This window comes from Streptomyces sp. NPDC002734 (assembly GCF_040295685.1).
Lineage (GTDB): Bacteria > Actinomycetota > Actinomycetes > Streptomycetales > Streptomycetaceae > Streptomyces.
In genome coordinates, this window is record NZ_JBEOVU010000006.1 from 19,608 (window position 1) to 34,823 (window position 15,216).

13 protein-coding genes are annotated in these 15,216 nt (G+C 74.1%); 11 read left to right on the forward strand and 2 right to left on the reverse strand.

Going from position 1 to position 15,216, the window contains the following annotated elements; all coding sequences use genetic code 11:
* Positions 1-33: 33 nt before the first annotated feature.
* The gene (paaK, locus tag ABT026_RS07580) at positions 34-1,380 is read right to left on the reverse strand and encodes a phenylacetate--CoA ligase PaaK (RefSeq protein ID WP_351113159.1); all 1,347 of its coding nucleotides are present in this window, start codon (positions 1,378-1,380) and stop codon (positions 34-36) included.
* A gap of 255 nt (positions 1,381-1,635) precedes the next feature.
* Between paaK and paaN the strand changes: the two genes are divergently transcribed.
* The 10 genes from paaN to ABT026_RS07630 all read left to right on the forward strand — a co-directional run bounded on the left by paaN (position 1,636) and on the right by ABT026_RS07630 (position 11,230).
* Positions 1,636-3,348, forward strand: a complete 1,713-nt coding sequence (gene paaN / locus ABT026_RS07585) for a phenylacetic acid degradation protein PaaN (protein ID WP_351113160.1) — start codon at positions 1,636-1,638, stop codon at positions 3,346-3,348.
* Positions 3,348-4,571: a thiolase family protein gene (locus ABT026_RS07590; protein WP_351113161.1), complete on the forward strand. Its 1,224-nt coding sequence runs from the start codon at positions 3,348-3,350 to the stop codon at positions 4,569-4,571. Before paaN ends, ABT026_RS07590 begins: the two co-directional genes overlap by 1 nt.
* 5 nt (positions 4,572-4,576) lie before the next feature.
* Complete coding sequence (locus tag ABT026_RS07595; RefSeq protein ID WP_351113162.1) at positions 4,577-5,329, forward strand: enoyl-CoA hydratase/isomerase family protein; 753 nt, start codon at positions 4,577-4,579, stop codon at positions 5,327-5,329.
* On the forward strand, positions 5,326-6,189 hold the full coding sequence (locus ABT026_RS07600; RefSeq protein ID WP_351113163.1) for a 3-hydroxyacyl-CoA dehydrogenase family protein: 864 nt from the start codon (positions 5,326-5,328) through the stop codon (positions 6,187-6,189). Before ABT026_RS07595 ends, ABT026_RS07600 begins: the two co-directional genes overlap by 4 nt.
* 149 nt (positions 6,190-6,338) lie before the next feature.
* Entirely contained in the window at positions 6,339-7,352 is a 1,014-nt protein-coding gene (gene paaA / locus ABT026_RS07605) for a 1,2-phenylacetyl-CoA epoxidase subunit PaaA (protein ID WP_351113164.1), read from the forward strand.
* Positions 7,349-7,642, forward strand: a complete 294-nt coding sequence (gene paaB, locus ABT026_RS07610; protein ID WP_108952091.1) for a 1,2-phenylacetyl-CoA epoxidase subunit PaaB — start codon at positions 7,349-7,351, stop codon at positions 7,640-7,642. Before paaA ends, paaB begins: the two co-directional genes overlap by 4 nt.
* Before the next feature lie 9 nt (positions 7,643-7,651).
* Positions 7,652-8,482 (forward strand): 1,2-phenylacetyl-CoA epoxidase subunit PaaC, encoded by an 831-nt coding sequence (gene paaC, locus ABT026_RS07615; protein ID WP_351113165.1) that lies wholly within the window; start codon positions 7,652-7,654, stop codon positions 8,480-8,482.
* The gene (paaD, locus tag ABT026_RS07620) at positions 8,476-8,991 is read left to right on the forward strand and encodes a 1,2-phenylacetyl-CoA epoxidase subunit PaaD (protein WP_351113166.1); all 516 of its coding nucleotides are present in this window, start codon (positions 8,476-8,478) and stop codon (positions 8,989-8,991) included. Before paaC ends, paaD begins: the two co-directional genes overlap by 7 nt.
* Positions 8,991-10,109: a 1,2-phenylacetyl-CoA epoxidase subunit PaaE gene (paaE, locus tag ABT026_RS07625; RefSeq protein ID WP_351113167.1), complete on the forward strand. Its 1,119-nt coding sequence runs from the start codon at positions 8,991-8,993 to the stop codon at positions 10,107-10,109. Before paaD ends, paaE begins: the two co-directional genes overlap by 1 nt.
* 458 nt (positions 10,110-10,567) lie before the next feature.
* Positions 10,568-11,230, forward strand: a complete 663-nt coding sequence (locus ABT026_RS07630) for a deoxynucleoside kinase (protein ID WP_351113168.1) — start codon at positions 10,568-10,570, stop codon at positions 11,228-11,230.
* 79 nt (positions 11,231-11,309) lie between these two features.
* On the opposite strand, the gene ABT026_RS07635 is transcribed toward ABT026_RS07630, so the two are convergent.
* Positions 11,310-11,597, reverse strand: coding sequence for a DUF4190 domain-containing protein (locus tag ABT026_RS07635; RefSeq protein ID WP_351113169.1), 288 nt, complete (start codon positions 11,595-11,597; stop codon positions 11,310-11,312).
* A 330-nt stretch (positions 11,598-11,927) separates the two neighbouring features.
* On the opposite strand from ABT026_RS07635, the gene ABT026_RS07640 reads away from it, so the two are divergent.
* The gene (locus ABT026_RS07640) at positions 11,928-15,161 is read left to right on the forward strand and encodes an FtsX-like permease family protein (RefSeq protein ID WP_351113170.1); all 3,234 of its coding nucleotides are present in this window, start codon (positions 11,928-11,930) and stop codon (positions 15,159-15,161) included.
* Positions 15,162-15,216: the final 55 nt, after the last annotated feature.

A 15,216-nucleotide genomic window follows, 5' to 3' on the forward strand; every position in this document is an offset into this window, starting at 1 on the left:
TTGTGGCAAGCGGACGGGGCGGGTCCGGGCAGGTCAGGCTCCACGCAGGTCCTCGATCCGGCGGAGCTTGCCCAGCGAGCGCTCGAGGGTCTCGGGCTCCACGATCGCCACCTCCACGCTCACGCCGACGCCGTCCTTGACGCCCTTGGCGATCGCGCGGGCGGCCGCCTCGCGCTGCTCGGGGCCGGCGCCGCGGGCGGACTCCACACGGACGGTCATGTGGTCCATCCGGCCCCGGGTGCTGAGCCGGATCTGGAAGTGCGGGGCGACGCCGGGCGTGCCCAGCACCACCTCCTCGATCTGACTGGGGAAGACGTTCACCCCGCGCAGGATGATCATGTCGTCGCACCGGCCGGTTATCTTCTCGATGCGGCGGAACGCCGGACGGGCGGTGCCGGGCAGCAGCCGGGTGAGGTCCCGGGTGCGGTAGCGGATCACCGGGAGCGCCTCCTTGGTGAGCGAGGTGAAGACCAGTTCACCGCTCTCCCCGTCGGGCAGCAGGGCGTCGGTGACCGGGTCGACGACCTCGGGCAGGAAGTGGTCCTCCCAGACGTGCAGGCCGTCCTTGGTCTCCACGCACTCCTGCGCCACGCCGGGGCCCATCACCTCGGACAGCCCGTAGATGTCGACGGCGTGGATGCCCATGCGCTCCTCGACCTCGCGGCGCATCGCCTCCGTCCACGGTTCGGCGCCGAAGATGCCGATCCGCAGGGAGGTGGAGCGCGGGTCGACGCCCTGGCGCTCGAACTCGTCGAGCAGGGTGAGCATGTAGGAGGGGGTGACCATGATGATCTCGGGCTGGAAGTCCTGGATGATCTGGACCTGCCGCGCCGTCATGCCGCCGGAGGCGGGGATCACGGTGCACCCGGCGCGCTCAGCGCCGTAGTGGGCGCCCAGGCCTCCGGTGAAGAGGCCGTAGCCGTAGGAGATGTGGACCTTGTGCCCGGCCCGGCCGCCGGCCGCGCGGATCGAGCGGGCGACCACGTCGGCCCAGTTCGCGAGGTCCTTCTCGGTGTAGCCGACCACCGTGGGGCGGCCGGTGGTGCCGCTGGAGGCGTGGACGCGGCGCACCTCGGACATCGGGACGGCGAACATGCCGAAGGGGTAGGTCTCCCGCAGGTCGGCCTTGGTGGTGAAGGGGAAGCGGGCCAGGTCGCCGAGGGTCCGGCAGTCGTCGGGAGTCACGCCCGCCCGGTCGAACTTCTTCCGGTACAGCTCGACGTTGTCGTAGGCGTGCCGCAGCGTCCGGCGGAGCCGGTCCAGCTGGAGCGCCTCCAGCTCCTCCCGCTCCATCCGCTCGGCGTCGTCCAGCAGGTCCGCCGGAAGGGCCTCGCCGTGGCGGCGCGTGGCGTCCAACGGTGCGCTCGGTTCGCTGGTCATTGCGGCTCCTCGCATTCCTTGCTCCCAACAGTGCGGCCGCGGTGGCGGAAAAGCGCCGACTGCCCCGCCTCACGACCACCCTCGCACCGCGGACCCCGGCCGCGGCCGACAGGGCCGTGCACGCCGTCCACTCGCAGGGAGGGCGACATATGTGTCACGACTTGTACCACCTTGTGTACCGACCGAACATTCGGTTAGCGTGCGGCGAGGCCAGTAATTCAAGCCATGCCAGTGCCTGTCAAGGGGATGAGCCACATGCAGAACGCAGCCGCCGAGGCGCCCGACTTCTTCGCACGCCACCGGACCCTGCTGGAGAAGGCGGTGTCCGCGGCGGCGAGCCGGGAGCACTGGACGCCCTATCCCGAGTCGCCCAGCAAGTCGGTCTACGGCGAGGACGCCGCCCCGCTCGGCGAGGCCTCCTTCAAGGAGCAGATCGGCAGGCCCTTCGACCTTCCCGGCCACCCGGGCGAGGGACGGGTGGCGCCCGAGGAGCAGTCCCCCTACGGCTTTCCGCTGGGGATCAGCTACCCGCGCCTGACGCCCGACGCGGCCGTGGCCGCCGCCAGGAAGGCGGTCGGAGCATGGCGCGCGGCCGGCCCGGACACGCGCGCCGGGGTCGCGGCGGAGATCCTCGCCCGCCTGAACGCGGCGAGCTTCGAGATCGCCCACGCCGTCCAGCACACCACCGGCCAGGCCTTCGTCATGGCCTTCCAGGCCGGTGGCCCGCACGCCCAGGACCGCGGCCTGGAGGCCGTGGCCTACGCGTGGGCGGCGCAGAAGGCACAGCCGGCCGCGGCCCGCTGGAGCAAGCCGCAGCGCAAGGGCGGCGCCCTGGTGATGGACAAGAAGTTCACCCCCGTCGGGCGGGGCGTCTCCCTGCTCGTCGCCTGCAACACCTTCCCCACCTGGAACGGCTACCCCGGCCTGTTCGCCTCGCTGGTCACCGGCAACCCGGTGCTGGTCAAGCCGCACCCGGGCGCCGTGCTGCCGCTGGCGCTCACCGTGCGGGTCGCCCGTGAGACGCTGGCCGAGGCGGGCTTCGATCCCGACCTCGTCCTGCTGGTCACCGAGGCCCCCGGCGGCCGCGACGCCGCCACCCTCGCCCTGCACCCGGACGTGCGGATCGTCGACTTCACCGGCTCCACCGAGTTCGGCGACTGGCTGGAGGAGAACGCCCGGCAGGCCGCCGTGTACACCGAGAAGGCCGGCCTCAACACCGTCGTGCTGGACTCCACCGACGACTACCGCGGTCTGCTCGGCAACCTCGCCTTCTCGCTGTCGCTGTACAGCGGGCAGATGTGCACCACCCCGCAGAACCTGCTGATCCCGCGTGAGGGCATCACCACCGACCAGGGCCCGCGCACGGCCGACGAGTTCGCCGCCGACCTCGCCGCCGCCCTGGACAAGCTGCTCGGCGACCCGGCCCGCGCGGCGGGCACGCTCGGCGCGATCGTCAACGACGGCGTGCGCGGCCGGCTGAAGGAGGCCGCCGAGGTCGGCCGCACGGTGCGCCCCTCGACGCCCGTCGAGCACCCCGAGTACCCCCGGGCCGACGTGCGGACGCCGCTGGTGGCGCGCCTGGACGCGGAGAGCGACCGGGAGGTGTTCACCCGCGAGTGGTTCGGGCCGGTGTCCTTCGTGATCGGCACCGACTCGACCCGGCACAGCCTCCAGATGCTGCGCGAGACGGTGCGCGCCCACGGCGCGCTGACCGCCGCCGTCCACTCCACCGACGAGGAGGTGCTGGCCGCCGCCGAGGAGGCCGCCCTGGACGCGGGCGTCCACCTCTCCGAGAACCTCACCGGCCAGGTCTTCGTCAACCAGTCCTCCGCCTTCAGCGACTTCCACGGCAGCGCCGCCAACCCCGCGGCCGGCGCCACCCTCTCCGACGCGGCCTTCGTCACCGGCCGCTTCGCCGTCCTGCAGTCCCGCCGTCCCGTCGCCGTCGCTGCCGAGGAGAACGCCTGATGCCCGAGGACGTCTATCTGGTGGACGGGGCGCGCACCCCGCAGGGCCGCTACGGCGGCGCCCTGGCCTTCGTGCGCCCCGACGACCTGGCCGCCCTGGTCGTCGGCGAGGCCGTGCGCCGCGCCGGCGTCCCGGCCGAGGCCGTGGACGAGGTGATCCTCGGCGCGGCCAACCAGGCCGGCGAGGACAACCGCGACGTGGCCCGCATGGCCGTCCTGCTGGCGGGGCTGCCCCACACCGTGCCCGGCTACACCGTCAACCGGCTCTGCGCCTCGGGCCTGACCGCGGTGGCGTCGGCCGCCCAGGCGATCCGCTCCGGCGAGGCCGACCTGGTCGTGGCCGGCGGCGTCGAGTCCATGACCCGCGCCCCCTGGGTGATGCAGAAGCCCGGGACCCCCTGGGCCAAGCCGGGCGAGGTGCACGACACCTCGCTGGGCTGGCGGTTCACCAACCCCCGCTTCACCGCCGCCGACCGCGCCGTGCCCGCGGGCGCCGGACCGGAGAGGGTCAAGCACACCCTGTCGATGGGGGAGACCGCCGAGGAGGTGGCCGCGCTCGACGGCATCACCCGCGCCGACTGCGACGCCTTCGCGCTGCGCAGCCACCGGCGGGCGGTCGCCGCCCAGGAGGCCGGCCGCTTCGACCGCGAGATCGTGCCCGTCCCCGTGAAGGACGGCGAGGTCACCCGGGACGAGGGCCCGCGCCCCTCCACCACCCTGGAGAAGCTCGGCACGCTGCGCCCGATCTTCCGTGAGGGCGGCGTCGTCACCGCCGGTTCCTCCTCGCCGCTGTCCGACGGCGCCGCCGCCCTCGTCGTGGCGAGCGGGACGGCCGTGGAGCGCCACGGCCTCACCCCGCGGGCGCGGATCGTCACCTCCGCCTCGGCCGGGGTCCAGCCCCACCTCATGGGGCTCGGGCCCGTCCCCGCCACCGAGAAGGCCCTCGCCCGGGCCGGCTGGGGGACCGCGGACCTCGACGCCGTCGAGCTGAACGAGGCGTTCGCCGCCCAGGCCCTGGCCGTGACGCGGCGGCTGAAGCTGGACGAGGACAAGGTCAACGCCGACGGCGGGGCCATCGCGCTGGGGCACCCGCTCGGCTGCTCCGGCGCCCGCATCCTGCTGACCCTGCTGGGCCGGCTGGAGCGGGAGGACGCCCGCAGGGGCCTGGCGACCCTGTGCGTCGGCGTGGGCCAGGGCGTCGCGATGCTGGTGGAGAGGGTGTGAGCGCCATGGACGCGAACACGTACGAGACCCTGCTGGTCGAGGAGCGCGAGGACCGGGTCGTCGTCACCCTGCACCGGCCCGACGCCCGCAACGCGATCAGCGGGCAGATGATCGACGAGCTGCACCAGGTCTGCGCCGGGCTGGAACGCCGGCCGAGGCTGTTGCTGCTCACCGGCCACGGCCGGGTCTTCGCCGGCGGCGCCGACATCGCCGAACTGCTGGAGCGGGGCCGTGACGAGGCGCTGCAGGGCATCAACAGCCGCCTGTTCGAGCGGGTGCGCCGCCTGCCCATGCCGACCCTCGCCGCCGTCGACGGCTGGGCCCTGGGCGGCGGCGCCGAACTCGCCTACGCCTGCGACCTGAGGATCGCCGGGCCCGACGCGGTCTTCGGCAACCCCGAGCCCGGACTCGGCATCCTCGCCGCGGCCGGCGCCTGCTGGCGGCTGCCCGAGCTGGTCGGCGAGTCGGTCGCCAAGCAGGTGCTGCTCGCCGGACGCAACCTCGACGCGCGGGCCGCCCTGGCCGCCGGGCTCGTCATCGACGTCGTCCCGGCCGAGGAGCTGCCGGCCGCGGCGCACGCGCTGCTCGACCGCATGGCCCGGTCGTCCGCGACCGCCCTGCGCCTGACCAAGCTCGTCGTCGACTCGCCCGGCGCGCACCCGGTCGCCGACGACCTCGCCCAGGCCGTGCTCTTCGAGGGCGCGGACAAGAAGGACCGCATGACCCGCTTCCTGGAGAAGAAGGGGAGCCGCGCATGACCGCCACAGCACCCGCACCGGCCGTCGTCGGGGTGATCGGCGGCGGCCGCATGGGCGCCGGCATCGCCCAGTCCTACGCGACCGCCGGGTCGGCCGTCACGGTCGTCGAGAGCGGCGCCGCGGCCGCGGCCGCCGCCCTGGACCGGGTGGCCACGGGCCTGGCGCGGGCCGCCGAGCGTGGCCGGCTCTCCGACCCGGCCGAGGCGGTCCTCACCCGTGTGTCCGTCGTGGAATCGGTGGACGCGCTGCCCGCCGGGGCCGACCTGGTCGTCGAGGCCGTGCCCGAGGACCCCGCGCTCAAGGCACGCGTCCTCGCCGCCGCCGAACGCGCGGTGGACGCGAGGACCGTGCTGGCCAGCAACACCAGCTCGCTGTCGGTCACCGAACTGGCCGCCGCCCTCACCCGGCCCGGCCGCTTCCTGGGCATGCACTTCTTCAACCCGGTGCCCGCCTCGGACCTGGTGGAGATCGTGGTGGCCCCCGGCACCGACCCCGCCACGGTCGAAGCGGCCCTGGAGTGGACCCGCTGCCTCGGCAAGAAGGACGTCGTCGTCAAGGACTCGCCCGGCTTCGCCAGCAGCCGCCTGGGCGTCGCGCTCGGCCTGGAGGCCATCCGCATGGTCGAGGAGGGAGTGGCGGCTCCCGAGGCCATCGACGACGCCATGCACCTGGGCTACAAACACCCCATGGGGCCGCTGCGCCTGACCGACCTGGTCGGGCTGGACGTGCGCCTGGCCATCGCGGAGCACCTGCACCGCACCCTCGGCGAGCGGTTCGCCCCGCCGGCCCTGCTGCGCGAGAAGGTCGCCCGGGGCGAACTCGGCCGCAAGAGCGGACAGGGGTTCTACACGTGGCAGTGACGGCGGTACGGGTGCCGAAGCCCGGCGCGGCGGACTCCGGTCGCCGCGGGAACTGACCGCTCCCGGGCACTTGCCGAACGGAAGAGGCTCGGCATAACATCGACCGAACGAACGGTCGGTTGGGGTTGGCAGGAAGAGGTGACACAGGGATGACGGCACAACAGGCCGCCTCGTCGGCCGTGATCGGTGCTTCCGAGGCGGAGACGGAGACGGAGCTGCAGGAGCGGTTCGACGCGACGATCGCGCGCGACCAGCGGATCGAGCCGCGCGACTGGATGCCCGAGGGCTACCGCAGGACGCTGATCCGCCAGGTGGCGCAGCACGCCCACTCGGAGATCATCGGCATGCAGCCGGAGGGCGAGTGGATCACCCGGGCGCCGTCCCTGCGGCGCAAGGCGATCCTGTTCGCCAAGGTGCAGGACGAGGCAGGCCACGGCCTGTACCTCTACTCGGCGGCGGAGACGCTGGGAGTCGACCGCGCCGACCTGACCGAGCGGCTGATCGAGGGCCGGCAGAAGTACTCGTCGATCTTCAACTACCCGACCCTGTCGTTCGCCGACGTCGGCGTGATCGGCTGGTTCGTGGACGGCGCCGCGATCTGCAACCAGGTCCCGCTGTGCCGCAGCTCCTACGGGCCGTACGCGCGCGCGATGGTGCGGATCTGCAAGGAGGAGTCCTTCCACCAGCGGCAGGGCTACGAGATGCTGATGACGATGATGCGCGGCACCGAGGCGCAGCGCGAGATGGTGCAGGACGCGGTGAACCGCTGGTGGTGGCCGTCCCTGATGATGTTCGGCCCGCCGGACGACAACTCGCCCAACTCCGCGCAGTCGATGGCGTGGAAGATCAAGCGGCACAGCAACGACGAACTGCGGCAGCGGTTCGTCGACATGACCGTCCCGCAGGCAGAGAAGCTCGGCGTCACCCTGCCCGACCCGGAGCTGCGCTGGAACGAGGAGCGCGGCCGTCACGACTTCGGCACCCCCGACTGGTCCGAGCTGATGCGGGTCATCAAGGGCGACGGCCCGTGCAACGCCGAGCGGGTCGAGCGGCGGCGCGCCGCGCACGAGGAAGGGGCCTGGGTGCGGGAGGCGGCTGTCGCGTACGCGGCCAAGCAGGCGGAACGCGCCGGGAGCGGCGCGGAAAAGGGAGTGGCGGCATGACCGGCGAGAAGCGCGACTGGCCGTTGTACGAGGTGTTCGTGCGGGGCAAGCGCGGGCTGAACCACGTCCACGTCGGATCGCTGCACGCGGCCGACGACCGGATGGCGCTCACCCACGCCCGGGACCTCTACACCCGGCGCAACGAGGGCGTGTCGATCTGGGTGGTGCGCAGCGAGCACATATCCGCCTCCACCCGTGACGAGAAGGACCCGTTCTTCGCGCCCAGCGCGGACAAGGTGTACCGCCACCCCACCTTCTACGACATCCCCGACGACGTCCCCCACATCTAGGAGCAGGGCATGAGTGACGACCACGTCTACACGGCCCTCGCCGAGGAGCACGAGGACGACACCCGGTGGGCCTACGGCACCGGCTTCGAGGACCCGCTGCACGGCGTGGACACCGCCGTCCCGGCGGGCGTCGACGGGGCGGAGCTCGCCGCGCTGTGCCTGGCCCTGGGCGACGACGCGCTGGTCAGCGCGCAGCGGCTGGCGGAGTGGACCACCCGTGCCCCCGAACTGGAGGAGGAGGTGGCGCTCGCCAACATCGGCCTCGACCTGCTCGGGCAGGCCCGTCTGCTCTACGCGCGGGCCGGCCAGGTGGACGGCACCGGCCGCGGTGAGGACGCCTACGCCTACTTCCGCGACGCCGCCGACTTCCGCAACGTGACCCTGGCCGAGCTCCCCAACGGGGACTTCGCGTTCAGCACGGCCCGGCTGCTGGTGCTGTCCAGCTGGCGGCTGGCCCACCTCCAGGGCCTCACCGCCTCGCCCGACCCGGTGCTGCGCGCCGTCGCCGCCAAGGGCGTGAAGGAGCTGACGTACCACCGTCAGTACGCGGCCGAGTGGGTCGTCCGGCTCGGTGACGGCACCGAGGAGTCGCACCGCCGGATGCGCGCCGGTCTCCAGCAGGTGGGCGCGTACCTGGGCGAGCTGTTCGACGCCCACGACGCCCGCGAGGAGGTCCTCGCCGTCCTCGGGCAGGTCGCCGACGCGGCCGGTCTCGCCGTGCCCGAGGCGGTGCCCGGCGACGGGGGAGCGGGCCGCCTGGGCCGTCACACCGAACACCTGGCCCCGCTGCTCGAGGAACTGCAGTCGGTGGCGCGCGCCCACCCGGAGGCGACATGGTGACCGTCCTCGGGGACGCGCGCCGCGCCCGGCACGTCGCCGAGCAGGTGCCCGACCCGGAACTGCCCATGCTGACCCTGGCGGACCTCGGAGTGCTGCGCGAGGTCGAGGTCGGCGAGGACGGCACGGTCGTCGCGAGCCTCACCCCCACCTACTCCGGCTGCCCCGCGATGGCCGAGATGCGGGCCGGAGTGGCCGCGCGGCTGAGGGACGCCGGCTTCCCGCGGGTCGAGGTCCGCACGGTGCTCGACCCGCCGTGGACCACGGACTGGATCACCCCCGAGGGCCGGCGCAAGCTCTCCGAGCACGGCATCGCCCCGCCCGGCCCCGCGCCGCGCCACGCGTCCGGGCCGGTCCCGCTCACGCTGACGCCGACGCGGCGCCGGGTGTCCTGCCCGCGCTGCGGCTCGGCGGACACCGAGGAGACCTCCCGGTTCGGCGCCACGTCCTGTAAGGCGCTGTGGCGCTGCCTCGCCTGCCGCGAGCCGTTCGAGTACGTCAAGGAGATCTGATGGCCGACCAGTTGGCCCCCGCCGACGAGGCCCCCGCTGCCGGACGGCGCGTGCGTCGCCGCCCGGCCTTCCACCCCCTGCGGGTGTCCGCCGTCCAGCGGTTGTGCGAGGACGCGGCCGCGGTGAGCTTCGACGTCCCCGAGGAGCTGGCGGAGGAGTTCGCCTTCGCGCCCGGCCAGTCGCTCACCCTGCGCCGCCAGGTCGACGGACGGGACGAGCGGCGCTCGTACTCCATCTGCTCGGCGGCCGGCGCCCTGCCCCGGATAGGCGTGCGGGTGGTGCCCGGCGGGCTCTTCTCCTCCTGGCTGGTGCACGAGGTGCGGCCCGGCGACGTCGTCGAGGTGATGGCCCCCACCGGCGTCTTCACCCCCGACCTGTCCGCCCCCGGCCACCACGTGCTGGTCGCGGCCGGGTCCGGCGTCACCCCGATGCTGTCCATAGCGGAGTCGGTCCTCGCCACCGACCTCCGCTCCCGCGTCACGCTCTTCTACGGCAACCGCCGCACCGACTCGGTGATGTTCGCCGACGAGCTGGCCGACCTCAAGGACCTCCACCCGGGCCGCTTCCAGCTCGCGCACGTGCTGTCCCGTGAACCCCGCGAGGCGGAGCTGCTGTCCGGGCGGCTGGACGCGGAGCGCTTCGCGGCCCTCGTCGACGGCCTGGTCGACGTGGAGGAGGCGGACCACTGGTGGCTGTGCGGCCCGCACGGCATGGTCCTCGACGCCCAGAAGGTCCTCGCCGACCTGGGCGTGCCCGACGAACGGGTCCACCAGGAGCTGTTCTTCGCCGGCGACGAGCCGCTCGCACCGGTGCGCCGGGAGGAACGGGGGCCCGACGGTCCGGTCAGCGAGGTCACCGTCGTCCTGGACGGCCGTTCCACCACCTCCGCGCTCTCCCGCGAGGAGACCCTCCTCGACGGGGCCTCCAGGATCCGCCCCGACCTGCCCTTCGCCTGCAAGGGCGGCGTCTGCGGCACGTGCCGGGCGCTGGTCGGCGACGGGGAGGCGGACATGCGGCGCAACTACGCGCTGGAGGCGGCGGAGGTCGAGGCGGGCTACGTGCTGACCTGCCAGACCTTCCCCTGCTCGGACACCCTGACCGTCGACTTCGACAGCTGACGGACGCGTCCGGAAACCCTGCGCCGGCCACCGCCGGGCAGGGTTTCCGCGCTGCCCGCCCGGGGTCGCCCCGCGCCGGGCTCGTGCAGTGCCCACCGTCCGCGGGCCTTGGCGGGCACCCGCTGTCACGAGTGGTGACGCCCCGCGCGGGGCGGAACACCGGGGCGGGACACCGGCGCGGGCGGGCGTCGGCACCGTGGCTGGCGGCCGTGGATTCTTCACTTATTATTCAAGCGGCCGCGGGGCGGTCACGCGTTGCCGCACGCGGCGTCCGCGGAACGGTCGGTCCGACCGGACGAGGAGCGTGGCCTGCGCCGGAACCTGGGTCCGGGCGGGGACCACATGACGCCGATCATGCGAATCTCGGGGAATCGAGTGTCCGCCGACACGTGCCTGAGTGGTGTGGGACGCCCAGCCCACCCATCCGCGAACGGAAGATCCCCAGGGAGAAGTGAGGTATGCCAGTGATCTGCGTCGGAGGCATGATCGGCACCGGCAAGACGAGCGTCGCCGAGCTGCTGGCCAAGGGGCTGGGGAGCCAGGTCTTCTACGAGAGCGTGGAGGACAACCCGATCCTTCCGCTCTTCTACACGGCGAGCCCCGAGGAGATCCAGGCGAGGCGCTACCCCTTCCTGCTCCAGCTCTACTTCCTGCAGACCCGGTTCGCCTCGATCAAGGAGGCCTACCGGCAGGGCGACAACGTCCTCGACCGCTCCATCTACGAGGACTGGTACTTCGCCAAGGTCAACCACGAGCTGGGCCGGATCAGCTCCCTCGAGATGCGGGTCTACGAGGGCCTGCTCGACGAGATGATGCGCGAGATCGACGGCCTGCCGTACCGCAAGGCGCCCGACCTCATGGTGTACCTCAAGGCGTCCTTCCCGACGGTGCTGTCCCGGATCGGGATGCGCGGCCGCGACTTCGAGCAGGACGAGAGCCTCGTCGAGTACTACCGCACCCTGTGGGCCGGCTACGACGACTGGGTCCACAAGCACTACTCGGCCAGCGAGGTCCTGGTCATCGACATGGACCGCACGGACGTGGTGAACAACCCGGAGGACGCGGACCGCGTGCTGCGGGAGGTCGAGACGGCCCTCGCGTCCGCCCGCTGCCTGACCTGAGCCCGCACGACGAAGGGACGCACCCGGTCGTGGGCCGGGTGCGTCCCTTCGTCGTGCGGGGCTGCGCGCGTCGGGTGTGTCAGCCGCCCACGTACCAGCTGAAGCCGCCGCTGTTGGCGGCCACGAGCAGCAGCACGAGCCACAGGACCACGTCGACGACGCCCAGGATGATGCCCGCCTTGGCCAGACCGGCGCCGTTCTTCGCTCCCACCTGCCGCCGGGCCACGACGCCGAGGACGATGGCCAGCGGGCCCAGGATGATGTTCATGATGAACAGGCCGACGATGCCGCAGCACAGGCTCGCGATCGCCAGGCCGTTGGTGCGCGATCCGGAGGACGCGGCCGAGGGGTTGCCGTAACTCGTCATTGCTCACTCCCGTTGAGGTCGGCTCGCTTCTGTCGTGTCATGCGCCTGCCCCCATGTCGGGACTACATGTCAAATAGGCGTAAGTAAAGGCGAGTTAAGTGGCCGGAGTGGCCGGAGCGCCGGGAGGGGCGCAGGCGGCAGCGGCCGGAGCCCGTCCGGCCAGGTAACGATTCCCGCGTCCGGCAGAATCAGCCACCTTCCGGTCACCAGGTGATCGAACTCGGTCCTACAATGCCGTCCTGCACCCGCACGGCTCAGACACCGCAAGTGTTCCGGTCCGCAGGGGTGGGATCGGGGGATTCGGTGGGGGAACGAGGCGTGCCGCCGGGCATGTTGCGGTTCGTCGTGCTGCGGGCCCGGGGGTATCGAGCACTTCTGGGCGCCGCGCTGCTGACCGTCACGCTGACCACGGCCGTGCTGGCCGCGCTCACCGCCTACTCGGGCGCCGTGGGCGACGCCGCGCTGCGGCGCTCGCTCGCCGGGCAGCGGACCGCGGCCGAGACCGCCCTGGTCGTCAAGGCCGACGTCCCGGCCGGCGACCGCGAGGCGGCGGACAAGGCCGTGCGGGCGGGGGCCCGCGAGGTCTTCGACGGGCTGCCCGTGCGGGTCGCCACCCTCCGGCGTTCCGGCCCCTACGCCCTGCCGCTCTCCTTGCGCCCGGCCTCCGAGCGGGAGGGGAACCCCGACCTCGTCCACTTCGCCGCCGTCGACCCCACACAGGTGCGGACCGTCGCCGGCCGGCTCCCGCGCGGGGAGGGAGCGGGCGGCCCCGTCGAGGCGGCGCTGCCGCAGAGCGCCGCCCGGCGGCTCGGGATCGAGCCCGGCGACCGCCTGACCGTCGCCGACCGGCTGGGCGGCCCGGCGGTGCGGGTGCTGATCACCGGCCTGTACCGGCCCAAGGACGCCGGCGCGCCCTACTGGCAGCTCGACGAACTGGGCGGCCGCGGCGTGAAGGCGGCCGGGTTCACCACCTACGGCCCCCTGCTCACCACCGGCGGTGTGACGGCGTCCGGCCGGGTGAGCGCGGGGGAGTCGGGCTGGCTGGCGTCCGCCGACTACGCGTCCCTGACGACCGGACGGATCGACGCGCTGCGCGAGGCGGCCCGCACGGAGAGCGCCAAGCTGCGCGAGCGGCCCGAACTCAGCGGCACCACCGTCGCGGCCACCGGACTGCCCGACGTCCTCGACCGCGTCGAACGCTCGCTGCTCGTCACCCGCTCCAGCGTGCTGATCGTCGCAGTCCAGCTGGCCCTGCTCGCGGCCTGCGCCCTGCTGCTGATGGCACGGCTGCTCGACTCCGAGCGCACGGCCGAGACCCGGCTGCTGCGGGCACGCGGCGCCACCCGCGGGCGGGCGGCCGGCCTGGCCGTGCTGGAGGCCCTGCTGATCTCCCTGCCGGCGGTGGTCCTGGCGCCCCTGCTGTCCGGGCCGCTCACCCGGCTGCTGTCGGGCCAGGGCGCGCTGGGACGCACCGGCGTGCGCATCGACGTGCCGGCCGGCGGACGGCCCGAGGTGTGGGCGGTCTCCGCGGCCGTGGCCGCGCTGTGCGCGCTGGCGGTCGCCGTCCCGGCGCTGCGGGCGCCGGACACCGGCCTCGCCGAGACGCGGTCGGGGGCGCTGCCCGCCCCGCTGCGCGCCGGGGCGGACGTCGGACTGCTCGCGGTGGCCGGGATCGCCCTGTGGATGCTCGGCGGACGGCGCTCCGGCGCCGTCACCGCCGACCGTGAGGGAGTCCTCGGCGTCGACCCGCTGCTGGTGGTGGCGCCCGCGCTGCTGCTGCTCGCCGGCACGGTCCTGGTGCTGCGGCTGCTGCCCCTGCTGGCGCGGCTCGCCGAGCGCTTCCTGGTCCGGGGGCGGGGACTGACCGCGGCCATGGTCGGCTGGCAGTTCAGCCGCCGGCCGGCGAGGAACGCCGGCCCGGTGCTGCTCGTGGTCATCTCGGTGGCGCTGGGCGTGACGGCGATCGGGCAGGGCGCGTCCTGGCAGCGGTCCCAGGACGACCAGGCCGACTTCCGGGCCGGCGCCGACGTGCGCGTCCTGGACCCCGGAGGCGGCGGCGCGGGCCGCGGCGACGTCTTCGCCGGGCTCCCGGACGTCGACGCCGTCGTCCCCGCCGTCCGCCGCACGGTGCTGCTCCCGGGCAGCCGCCACGCCACCGTCCTCGCGCTGGACACCCGGCAGGCGGACCGGGCGGTGCTCGCGCGGCACGACCTCACCGACGGCCCGCTCACCGCCGGCCTCGCGCCGCGCGGGACGCCCACGGGCGTCGAGGTGCCGGCGGGCGCCCGGGGGCTCACGCTGACCGCCACCCTGCACAGCTCACGGCCGGGGGAGGGCGCGGACGTCACGCTGACCCTGCGCGACCGGTACGGCACCTCCCACGAGATACCCTCCGGCCACCTCGCCGGCGACGGCCGCCCCCACCGGCTCACCCCCGAACTGGACGGCGCCCGCGGCCCGTTGGCGCTGACCGGGATACAGGTGCAGACGCCGCAGCCGGCCGGCCGCGCCCACCGGCACCGCCTGGTCCTGGGCGCGCTCACCGCCCGGGAGGCCGACGGCGGCACCCGGGAACTGTCCCTGCCGACCCGGTGGACGACCGCGGTGGAGACCGACTCGGCCGCCACCGCGCCCGAGGACACCTCCCTGCCGACCCGCCCCCGCGTCACGTCGACGGCTCCCGTCGCCATGACCTACAGCACCGGGTTCCTGCTGCCCGACAGCCCGCCCGTCGCCGCCCCGGCGTTCCGGCTGGAGGTCGCCCAGCCCGCTGCCCCCGAGGTGGTGGCGGTGGCCACCGAGCGCTTCCTCACCGCGGCCGGCGCCCGTGTCGGGCAGCGCACGGAGGTGCGGTTCGACGGCCGTCCGGTGCCCGTCCGGATCGTCCGCACCGCGACCGCCCTGCCCACCACACAGGCCACCGCCGAGGACGGCGGAGCCCTGCTGGTCGACCTCCGGGCCGTCGACCGGGTGCTGCGCGCCCGTGCCGGGGAGGGGCTGCGACCCGGCGAGTGGTGGCTGGGCACCAGCGACCCCGCGGCCACGGCCAAGGCCGCGCGGGACCTGCCCGGCGTCGACGCCGAACAGGTGGTGGTCCGCGACGAGACGGCGGCCGGGCTGCGGGACGACCCGTTCGGGGCGGCCCCCGAGGCGGCGCTGCTCGCGGCGGCCGCGGTGACGGTCCTCTTCGTCTCGCTCGGCTTCGCGGTGAGCGCCGCCGGGGCGATGCGGGCCCGGGACGGCGAGTTCGCCGTGCTGCGCGCCCTCGGCACCCCGCAGCGCCGCCTGGCCCGGCTGATCGCCGTCGAGCACGGCGTCCTGGTGAGCCTGGCGCTGGCCGTCGGCACCGCCCTGGGCGTGGTGCTCACCCATGTCCTCGTGCCCCTGGTCGTCCTCACCGGCGAGGCCGCACGGCCGCTCCCGCCGGTGCTGGTCGAACTGCCGCTCGCCCCCCTCGCCGTCCTGCTGGCGGCCATCGCCGCGGGTCCCGCCCTGGTGACCGCGGCCCTCGCACTCCGGCGGGCCAGACCCGTGGTGACCCTCAGGGACGAGGTGACGCAGTGACCACGCAGCCCGAGCGCGGGCCGGAGACGTCCGGGCACGACCCGGCGCGCCCCGC

What these genes read in the sequence shown, in the direction of transcription:
- paaB (WP_108952091.1), top strand. Translation starts at nt 7,349, where the DNA reads ATGACCGGCGAGAAGCGCGACTGGCCGTTGTACGAGGTGTTCGTGCGG.
- paaC (WP_351113165.1), top strand. Translation starts at nt 7,652, where the DNA reads ATGAGTGACGACCACGTCTACACGGCCCTCGCCGAGGAGCACGAGGAC.
- ABT026_RS07595 (WP_351113162.1), top strand. Translation starts at nt 4,577, where the DNA reads ATGGACGCGAACACGTACGAGACCCTGCTGGTCGAGGAGCGCGAGGAC.
- ABT026_RS07600 (WP_351113163.1), top strand. Translation starts at nt 5,326, where the DNA reads ATGACCGCCACAGCACCCGCACCGGCCGTCGTCGGGGTGATCGGCGGC.
- ABT026_RS07590 (WP_351113161.1), top strand. Translation starts at nt 3,348, where the DNA reads ATGCCCGAGGACGTCTATCTGGTGGACGGGGCGCGCACCCCGCAGGGC.
- ABT026_RS07640 (WP_351113170.1), top strand. Translation starts at nt 11,928, where the DNA reads ATGTTGCGGTTCGTCGTGCTGCGGGCCCGGGGGTATCGAGCACTTCTG.
- paaA (WP_351113164.1), top strand. Translation starts at nt 6,339, where the DNA reads ATGACGGCACAACAGGCCGCCTCGTCGGCCGTGATCGGTGCTTCCGAG.
- ABT026_RS07635 (WP_351113169.1), bottom strand. Translation starts at nt 11,597, where the DNA reads ATGACGAGTTACGGCAACCCCTCGGCCGCGTCCTCCGGATCGCGCACC.
- paaK (WP_351113159.1), bottom strand. Translation starts at nt 1,380, where the DNA reads ATGACCAGCGAACCGAGCGCACCGTTGGACGCCACGCGCCGCCACGGC.
- paaD (WP_351113166.1), top strand. Translation starts at nt 8,476, where the DNA reads ATGGTGACCGTCCTCGGGGACGCGCGCCGCGCCCGGCACGTCGCCGAG.
- paaE (WP_351113167.1), top strand. Translation starts at nt 8,991, where the DNA reads ATGGCCGACCAGTTGGCCCCCGCCGACGAGGCCCCCGCTGCCGGACGG.
- paaN (WP_351113160.1), top strand. Translation starts at nt 1,636, where the DNA reads ATGCAGAACGCAGCCGCCGAGGCGCCCGACTTCTTCGCACGCCACCGG.
- ABT026_RS07630 (WP_351113168.1), top strand. Translation starts at nt 10,568, where the DNA reads ATGCCAGTGATCTGCGTCGGAGGCATGATCGGCACCGGCAAGACGAGC.